This window comes from Streptomyces sp. 3N207, assembly GCF_052246355.1.
GTDB lineage: Bacteria > Actinomycetota > Actinomycetes > Streptomycetales > Streptomycetaceae > Streptomyces.
The window spans coordinates 1-8,515 of record NZ_JBQQBV010000050.1 but is presented as its reverse complement, the minus strand read 5'-3'; the positions used below and the strand labels follow the sequence as shown (position 1 = coordinate 8,515).

Below are 8,515 nucleotides of genomic sequence, written 5' to 3'. Positions count from 1 at the left end.
ACGGCTCCACCAACTCCCACTCGGCATCCGAGAGATCACCACGCGCCACCCTCGACAACTACCAGGCCCAGCCGCCCGCCACCGGCGAATCCCAAAACCAATGATCGGAACCTGGAACAGGCCCTAGTTGGGCGGGTTGCCTGGCTGGTGTGCTTGTCCCTTGACCGTGAAATCGATTTCTGTCAGGGTCCCGGGTATGCCTCGTGTGCCGTCATCGTGTCCGGTGAGGCCGGTGCTTGTGGGGGCACGCCCCCTTTGTTTTTCGGCTGCCGCCGACAGGTCGTGTCGGGGGGCTCCGCCCCCCAACGGCCCCCCGCCAGGGGGGCTTCGCCCCCCTAGAACCCCCCTTCCGCACGACCTCAAGCCATTGACGTAAGAGCGGCCCGCCCGGGGGCTGCTGCCCTTTGTCTGTACGTGGCGCCCATATCTGCGGTTGGAGCAGTGCGTGCTCTCATCCACCTCAGATATGGGCGCCCCCCACCCACCCGTCAGAGGGCGGAGCCCTCAGGCATTGGCGGCGGCGTCAAGCAGGGCCGCTTGATAGGGAGACCACGATGAGAACGTACCGTCTGCCAGAGGTTGCCCGGCGGTGTGCTGCCGAGCCGCAGACCGTGTACACCGTGGCCAGCGGCGACCTGCGGCCGGCTGCGAACGTGACGTGCTGGCCCACTCAGGAGAAGCTGGAGAGCGACCTGGCCGGGGCCCTCATGGGGCTCGGCTGGAAGGTTCGCCGCGGGCACCGGGTCGATGCGGAGAAGGGGCATGGCTTCATCGACAGTCAGCGGGCCGGTATCGAGGTCTTCAAGACCTTGCCCCAGGACGCCCCGCTGGTCGTCGTCGAGGCGGTCTGGCAGTACAGCCACCATGTCCTCGCCGGTCTGCGCAGCCACCGGGGACCGATCCTGATCGTGGCCAACTGGAGCGGTGAATTCCCCGGCCTGGTCGGCCTGTTGAACCTCGCGGGCAGCCTCACGAAGGCGGGGCGGGACTACTCCGTCCTGTGGAGCGCCGAATTCACCGACGACTGGGCACGTGAGGGGCTGCGTACGTGGCTGGAGACCGGGACCGTCGCCCACGACACCAGCCATGTGAGGCCCCTGCCGCCCCTGCCGCAGGATTCCGAGACGGAACTGGGCGTTGCCCTCGCGCGGCAGCTGGCCGAGGAGAAGGCGATCATCGGTGTGTTCGACGAGGGCTGCATGGGCATGTACAACGCCATCATCGACGACGAGCTGCTCAACCCGCTCGGCATCTACAAGGAGCGCCTGTCGCAGAGCGCCCTCGTCGCCGAGATGGGGAAGGTCTCCGACGAGGAGGCCCAGGCGGTCCGTGCCTGGCTCGACAGTGCTGGAATGACCTTCCACACCGGCAGTGACGAGGCCACCGAACTCACCGACGGGCAGCTGCTCAGCCAGTTCAAGATGTACATTGCCGCGCTGCGGATCGCCGACGACTTCGGGCTGGACGCGGTCGGTATCCAGTACCAGCAGGGCCTCAAGGACACCGTCCCCGCGAGCGACCTCGCCGAGGGCCTGCTCAACAATGTCCGGCGCCCGCCGGTCCGCAGCCGCGACGGTGCCCGCGAGCTCTACGCGGGCGCGCCGCTGCCGCACTTCAACGAGGTGGACGAGGGCGTCGCCGTCGACTCCCTGGTCACCAACCGCATTTGGACCGCGATGGGCCTCGACCCGGCCACCACGCTGCACGACGTCCGCTGGGGAGAGGAGTACGAAGGGCGCTTCGTCTGGGTCTTCGAGATCTCCGGCTCGGTGCCCGCTTCCCACAACGGCGGCTACGACAAGTCGTACAGCATGCGCCAACCTCCGATGTTCTTCCCTCTCGGCGGCGGCACCCTCAGCGGAGTGTCCAAGCCGGGCGAGATCGTCTGGTCGCGGGTGTTCCTGATGGACGGCCGTCTGCATGTCGACCTCGGCCGCGCCACCTCCGTCGAGCTGCCCGAGGAGGAGACCCGGCGCCGGCTCGACGCCACCAACCACCAGTGGCCGATCATGCACGCGGTCCTGCACGGCGTCACCCGCGACCAGTTCATGGCCCGCCACCGCGCCAATCACCTCAACGTCGCCTACGCACCTGACGCGGTGACAGCCGACAAGGCCCTGCGCGCCAAGGCGGCGCTCTTCGCCGAGCTGGGCGTCGAAGTGCACCTGTGCGGCGACGTCTTGCGGTAGCCGTACCGTTGGAACGGCCTTGCTGTGGGGCGCTCAGCGGGCAGACGCGGCGATCCGTACGCGGTGGCTCTCGTTGTCGGAGAGGAACGACGCCAGTTCCCGTCCCTGTTCGGCGACGGCGGTGCGGTCGGCTCGGGAGAAGCGGCGCAGCGGGGTGACGGTCACGGTGCCGGACTCGACGGTCCAGGTCGCGGCGACCCGGCCGTCGACCAGGACGACGCGAGCGCCGGCGACCGACAGGCCGCGGTGCGCTTCGTCGACGATCCGGCTGCGGTCGTGGTAACCGAGCAGCGCGTTGTCGAACGCCGGCAGGAACCGCACCGGCGCGTGAGTACCGGGGTCGGGACGCGGCCCGTCGGGGAGGTCCAGCAGTTCGCGGCCTCGCTCGTCGCGGAAGGCGACCAGCTCCTCCCGTACCGCGGCGACCGCGGCCGGCAGTCCGGCGAGACCGCACCAGGCGCGCAGGTCGGCCGAGGCGGCCGGACCGAACGCGGCGAGATAGCGTCGTACCAGCGTCTGCCCCACAGGATCGGAGCCGTCAGCGGCCGGCGGGGCGATCTCCCGCCCCAGCCAGGAGGAGAGCAGGGCGTTGCGCACTCCCGCCTTGGTGCGCCACAGCCCGCGCGGCGGCAGCTGCACCGTCGGGAGGAGCGCTGTGACCATTTCGCCCAGGGCCCGCGGCCCCGGCTCCGGCCAGCGGTCGCCCAGCGCCCGCGAGAGTTCGGTCATCGAGCGCGGCTTGCCGTCGGCCATCACCGCGCGCCCTGCTGCGGCGAGTTCGTCGAGATCCACCCCTTCGAGCTCGCGACGGTAGGCCCCGAGCACCCGCCGGCACAGCATGGCATCGTGGCGGGCACGCCAGGCCAACGCGTCGTCGGCGGTGACGAGATGGACGGTGCGGCGCATCAGATGGGTCCGCACCACGTTCCGCCCGGTCAGCAGTTCCGAGAGCACTGAGGGGTCGAACCCGCGCAGCCGCGCCCAGAGCCCGACGAACGGTTCCTGCGGTTCCTGCGCTTGCAGACCGCCGAGATGGGCGACGGCGTCCAGGACCGGCATGTCGGCGCGGTCGAGGAGCAACTGCCGGGCGAGTGTCGCGCGGTTGAGCGCCCGGGCGTCGAGAACGGTCACCGGAGCACCACGGCGCGCCCGTCGGCCGACCGTGGGGGGAGTGCCGCTCGTGAGAGGGGTCGGCCCGGGGTGTATGCGCTGACGATGTCCATGGCTCCTGCCTCTCGGTTCCTGTTGTCCGGGATATCCGGGTTGTCCGGGCGGTTGGACGGCTGGGCGGTTTCAGTCCGGCCCGACGCCCACAGGGCGTGAGGACGATCACATGGATCGGCTTGCCCGGCCCTGCTCGGTGAGCACAGTCGCAGCAGAAGCGGCCAGGTTCTGGCCGCTACCGGGGGCAACATGGAGACCATGCAGAAGACCTCAGCGCGACTGCTGTCGTTGCTCTCGCTGCTCCAGGTGCGCCGGGACTGGCCGGGCGCTTTGCTGGCCGAGCGGCTGTGTGTCAGCCCGCGCACCGTGCGCCGCGATGTCGACCGCCTGCGGGAACTCGGCTACCCGATCGTGGCGAGCAAGGGCCCCGACGGCGGATACCGGCTCGGTGCCGGTAGGGAGCTACCCCCGTTGCTGTTCGACGACGAGCAGGCCGTCGCCCTCGCTGTCGCGCTCCAGAGCGCCGCCGGCACCGGTGCCGGCATCGAGGAAGCCGCGGCACGCGCGCTGCACACCGTGCGGCAGGTCATGCCCGCACGGTTGCGCCACCGGATCGACGCCCTCCAGGTGACCGCCGTCGAGCGGCCCACAGCCCGGCCGGCCCCGCAGGTGGACAGCAGCGTGCTCATGGCGCTCAGCGCAGCCGTCCACGCCCGCGAGGTGCTGCGCTTCGACTACACCCCGGCCTCCCCGCCGGGAGCCGGTCAGGACGGCACCGGGCCTCCGCCGCGCCGGGCGCAGCCCCACCACCTCGTCACCTGGGGTGGACGCTGGTACCTCGTGGCCTGGGACCTCGACCGTGAGGACTGGCGCATTTTCCGCGCCGACCGGATCCGCCCGCGTACCCCCACGGGGCCCCGCTTCACCCCGCGCGAGCTGCCCGGAGGCGAGGTGGCCGCCTTCGTCGCGGACAGGTTCCGGGGCTCCGACGGCCCGGACGACTGGCCCTGCCGCGGTGAGGTGATCCTCGATCTGCCGGCCGCTGCCGTCTCCCGTTACGTCCACGACGGACTCGTCGAGGAACTCGGCCCGGACCGCTGCCGGCTCGTCCTCGGCTCGTGGTCATGGCCCGGCCTGGCCGCCACCATCGGCAGGTTCGACGCCGACATCGAGGTGGTCGGCCCGCCTGAGCTCGGACACGCCTTCGCGCATCTGGCCCGCCGCTACGCCAAAGCCTCGGCCGGCGGCCCCGCCGAGGTGTGACCGGTTCAGGCGTCCCGGTTCTTGGTGCCGGAACCGGCCCCGGAGGAGGTGTCCGTGTTCGCGCCGCCGGAGGCGTGCAGGATGCTGGGGGAGAACCGGAAGCTGAGGGCGAGCCCGTCGCGGGTGGCTTCGGCACCGGTGGGCTGAACACCCTCGGGCAGCTCGCCGAGACCGACGGTGCGCGGGCCGAGCTTGTCGGCGAACCGGTCCATGCCGGGCAGCGACGTGAGCGTGCTGATCTTCATCTGCTGACCCATGACGCTGACGGTGTCCGGGGTGACGGTCAGGCCGTTCGGGGCGGCCTTCACCGTGTTCAGTACGGTCATGGGGATCCCGAGGTCGCCCATGGTGCCGGAGAGCGTGAGGTGCCTGCCGTCCGTGCCGGGCTTCATCCCGCGCAGCTGTTTCGGCAGCTGCTTGGCGATCTCGTCGTAGCCCACGGTGACGGTGGCCGACCCCGAAGTGGCGCTGCCGTCGGTGGTCACCCCGTGCAGGGCGGCGTCGACGCCGAAGGACGTCCCCTCGTGCTGGACTCTGTCGGCGCTGATGCGGAGCGTGCCGACCCGGCCGGTCAGGGTCTTCAAGCCGGCCAGCGGGTCCGTGAGCTCCGCGTGCACCCCGGTGGCCTTACCACCCAGCCGGCGCTGGGCCTCTTCGGCTGCGCGCTCCTGTGCCTTGTGTTCGACCAGGGCGTTGGCGCCGCCGCCCGCTGCGACGACGGCAGCGAGTGCAGCGGTGGGTACGAGGACGGTACGGCGGATTTTCATGGGGGGTGGTACTCCCATCTGGGACAGGCTGCCGGGGCCATGGCGCCGGGGCACCGGCCCGGCCAGGACCGGGCCCGCAGCTGTTGCGCAGCGGGCGCGGGCGGTCGAGGGGCTCGTGGATCGCTGTGGGGACCGACTGCGGCGTCGGTGTCGGCATCCGGCGTCATGGGCGGAGACCGTCGCCGGGTGAGCCCATGGCCCTGCCCGGCGGAGTGCCGGAACGCCGGGCCCCGCGGGCCGGCGTCGCACCTGTGCGCCGGCTTTCGGGTCCGCAACCGGTGGCTGCCGGAGCGAAAGGGGCACTTCGGGCGAGTATGCCATGGCATGGGGCCCGCACCGTGCGTGCTGCGTCACACCGCCCGCCACCCGCTCCGGTGCGGGACCCACCGTCCACGGAACGTGGCGGGGAGGGGCAGTGAGGGCTGTGCTTGTGCCGGACACGGCCTGGCCGCGCCCCGGTCATGGGCGCCCGGCGGTCCCCGGGGCGGTTTCCGGGCCGTCGCCGCTGACGGCTGCTGCTGCGCGCAGGAGCTCGGTGAGGACGGTGCGTACGGCCTTGCGAGCTGTGTGTTCGGGGCGGTGGAGGGCGTCGACGTGGCGGCGGGCGTGGACGCCGGAGAGGGGCCTGAGGACCACCGCGGGGTGCGGTCGCGCGGTCCAGCGGGGCATCAACGCGATGCCGCCGCCGGCGGCCACCACCTCGGACACCACGGCGAACTCGTTGATGCGGTGGGCGATATGGAGCCGTCGGTCGGCAGCGGCTGCGACGGCCTCGACGGTGGCCATCAGCGGGAAGCCGTCATGGACGGTGATCCAGGGCTGGTCGGCCACGTCGTGCGGGGTCAGGCGGACCTTGTCCGTCAGCGGATGGCCGACGGGCAGCGCGATGTCGAGGGGCTCGTGCAGCAGCGGCGTGGCCGACACGGTCACCGGCCAGGCCGGTGAGTGGTCGAGCCGGTGGGCGAGGACGATGTCGTAGTCGTGGGTCAGCGGCGGGAAATCCTCCTGGGAGACGTCTTCGTCGGCGAGCGCGAGGCGGGGCGCCCCGGGGAAGGCAAGGCCACGCACGAGGCGGGGCCACAGACCGGCGGCGGCACTGTGGAAGGCCGCGACCGACACCACACCGTCCGGCTGGTCGAGGAACTCCTCCACAGCGTGCCGGGCGCGGGCCAGGGCCGTCTCGACGTCGATCGCTGCGGCGGCCAGAGCCCGTCCGGCGGGCGTGAGTACGAGCCTCCGGCCCTCGCGCTCGGTGAGTGGGACGCGGACCGAGCGCTGTAGCAGCCTCAACTGCTGGGAGACCGCCGAAGGCGTGACCATGAGCGCCTCTGCCACCGCGGTGACGCTGCCCAGTTCGCCCAGCTCCCGCAGAACACGCAGCTGCCTCTCGTCCATAGGGAGAGTGTAGCTTTACTACATCGATGGTTGAGTAAGTGGTACTTGGCTTCACTGTCCTGGTCAGGGCAGCGTTGCGGGCATGCCTGAAGCACGTCGTACCGATGTGGTGCTGTTGCTGGTCGCGCTGGTGTGGGGCTCCAGCTATCTGACGGCGAAGTCCGCCGCTGAAGCCGCCCCTGTTCTGGTGGTGCTGTTCCTGCGCTACCTGCTCTCGGCCCTGGCCGGTATCCCCCTCGTCCTCGCCACCACTTCCCGCCCGCGCCCCCGGTGGACGCGGGAGGAGATCAGGCTCGGGGCGATCCTGGGTGTGTCCCAGGCGGCCGTCCTGGTCCTGGAGATGTACGGCGTGGCACACACCAGCGCCGCCAATGCGGGGCTGCTGATCAGTCTGACGCTCGTGATCACCCCGCTGCTGGACCGTACGGGCCGCGGCCGGCTGCCGCCGCGGTTCTTTCTCGCCGCAGGCTTGTGCGTGCTGGCGGTCGGTCTGTTGACGTCCGGCCATGGGCTCGACGCACCGGGCATCGGCGATCTGCTGATACTGGCCGCGGCGGTGGTCCGCGCAGCTCACGTCGCCCTCGTCGGACGGCTCACCACCGGCCGCGCCCTGCGCCCGCTCCAACTGACGGCCGTCCAGACGTCGGTGGGGTCGATGCTGTTCCTCGCGCCTGCCGCAGCAGACCTGCGTGTGCTGGAGGGCGTCAGTGCCGCAACCTGGCTCCAGATGGCCTATCTCGCCCTGTTCTGCAGCCTCTTCGCCTTTCTCGCCCAGACCTGGGCCGTCCAGCGCAGCTCCGCCAGCCGCGCCAGTCTGCTGCTGGGCACCGAACCCGTCTGGGCTGTCGCCGTCGGCCTTGCACTGGGAGGCGAACACCTCACCGTCTCCACCGCCTTCGGCGCACTCCTGATGGTGACCGGAACCTACTGGGGCCAGGTCATCGAACGCTCCCACCGCACCCGCATGGAAGAGAACGCCCTATGTCCCACGACGACACCTACCGCCGTCTGATCTCCCTGCTCGACGACACCGCGACCCCCTACCGGCTCATCGACCACGTTCCCGAGGGCACCACCGGGACGGTGAGCGCGCTCCGCGGTCACCCCGTCTCCCAGGCCGCCAAGTGCCTTGTCCTGCGGGCCAAACTCGACCGGCGCACCACGCGCCATGTGCTCGCTGTCGTCCCCGGCGACCGGCGCGTCGACCTGGATGCCGTCCGCGGGCTGTTCGCCGCCCGCTACGTCGGCGTCAGCGATGCGGCCACCGCCGAACGCCTGGCCCGGGCGGTGCCCGGCACGGTGCTGCCCTTCAGCTTCGATCCCGACCTGGAACTTGTGGCCGACCCGGAGGTCGTCACCCAGTCACAGCTCTACTTCAACGCCGCGCGCCTCGACCGGTCACTGGCCATCGCGGGCCCGGATTACGAGAAGCTCGCGCAGCCCCGAGTGGAGAAGATCGCCGGGCCACCATCGTGAGCTCCCCTCAGCAGTCCACCGAAGGTGGCCACCCGCATGGCGACCGTACGCCCCGCACAAGGTCGGCGAGGGCCTCAAGCCGGGGAAGGCCGTGGCCGAGCATGCTGACAGCGGAAGCGGCGGCCGGGTCGGCATAAGACGTCGTTTCAGTTGGTGAGTCGGCGGTAGCCGATGAGGGCCGCGGCTATGCCGACGAAGGCGAGGAAGTGCTCGGCCTTGCGCTCGTAGCGGCGGTGCAGGCGCCGGCACCCGGCCAGCCAG

7 protein-coding genes and 1 pseudogene are annotated in these 8,515 nt (G+C 71.1%); 4 read left to right on the top strand and 4 right to left on the bottom strand.

Annotation, left to right across the window (positions count from 1 at the left end):
* The first annotated feature begins 554 nt into the window (after window positions 1-554).
* The gene (locus ACTWP9_RS36430; RefSeq protein ID WP_443250609.1) at window positions 555-2,189 is read left to right on the top strand and encodes a fucose isomerase; all 1,635 of its coding nucleotides are present in this window, start codon (window positions 555-557) and stop codon (window positions 2,187-2,189) included.
* A gap of 33 nt (window positions 2,190-2,222) precedes the next feature.
* On the opposite strand, the gene ACTWP9_RS36425 is transcribed toward ACTWP9_RS36430, so the two are convergent.
* Entirely contained in the window at window positions 2,223-3,320 is a 1,098-nt protein-coding gene (locus ACTWP9_RS36425; RefSeq protein WP_443250608.1) for a winged helix DNA-binding domain-containing protein, read from the bottom strand.
* Window positions 3,321-3,611: 291 nt separating this feature from the next.
* Here ACTWP9_RS36425 and ACTWP9_RS36420 point away from each other — a divergent pair, with 291 nt between their 5' ends.
* The gene (locus ACTWP9_RS36420) at window positions 3,612-4,616 is read left to right on the top strand and encodes a helix-turn-helix transcriptional regulator (RefSeq protein WP_443250607.1); all 1,005 of its coding nucleotides are present in this window, start codon (window positions 3,612-3,614) and stop codon (window positions 4,614-4,616) included.
* Between the two features lie 5 nt (window positions 4,617-4,621).
* On the opposite strand, the gene ACTWP9_RS36415 is transcribed toward ACTWP9_RS36420, so the two are convergent.
* Window positions 4,622-5,383, bottom strand: a complete 762-nt coding sequence (locus tag ACTWP9_RS36415) for an LmeA family phospholipid-binding protein (RefSeq protein ID WP_443250606.1) — start codon at window positions 5,381-5,383, stop codon at window positions 4,622-4,624.
* 459 nt (window positions 5,384-5,842) lie between these two features.
* Window positions 5,843-6,778 carry a LysR family transcriptional regulator gene (locus ACTWP9_RS36410; protein WP_443250605.1) on the bottom strand — a complete coding sequence of 312 codons (936 nt, stop codon included), beginning with the start codon at window positions 6,776-6,778 and terminating at the stop codon, window positions 5,843-5,845.
* Between the two features lie 82 nt (window positions 6,779-6,860).
* Here ACTWP9_RS36410 and ACTWP9_RS36405 point away from each other — a divergent pair, with 82 nt between their 5' ends.
* On the top strand, window positions 6,861-7,790 hold the full coding sequence (locus ACTWP9_RS36405) for a DMT family transporter (protein ID WP_443250604.1): 930 nt from the start codon (window positions 6,861-6,863) through the stop codon (window positions 7,788-7,790).
* The gene (locus tag ACTWP9_RS36400) at window positions 7,760-8,254 is read left to right on the top strand and encodes a YbaK/EbsC family protein (RefSeq protein WP_443250603.1); all 495 of its coding nucleotides are present in this window, start codon (window positions 7,760-7,762) and stop codon (window positions 8,252-8,254) included. Before ACTWP9_RS36405 ends, ACTWP9_RS36400 begins: the two co-directional genes overlap by 31 nt.
* 146 nt (window positions 8,255-8,400) lie before the next feature.
* Here ACTWP9_RS36400 and ACTWP9_RS36395 read toward each other — a convergent pair.
* A pseudogene (locus ACTWP9_RS36395) lies at window positions 8,401-8,515 on the bottom strand (IS5/IS1182 family transposase); the annotation flags it as partial.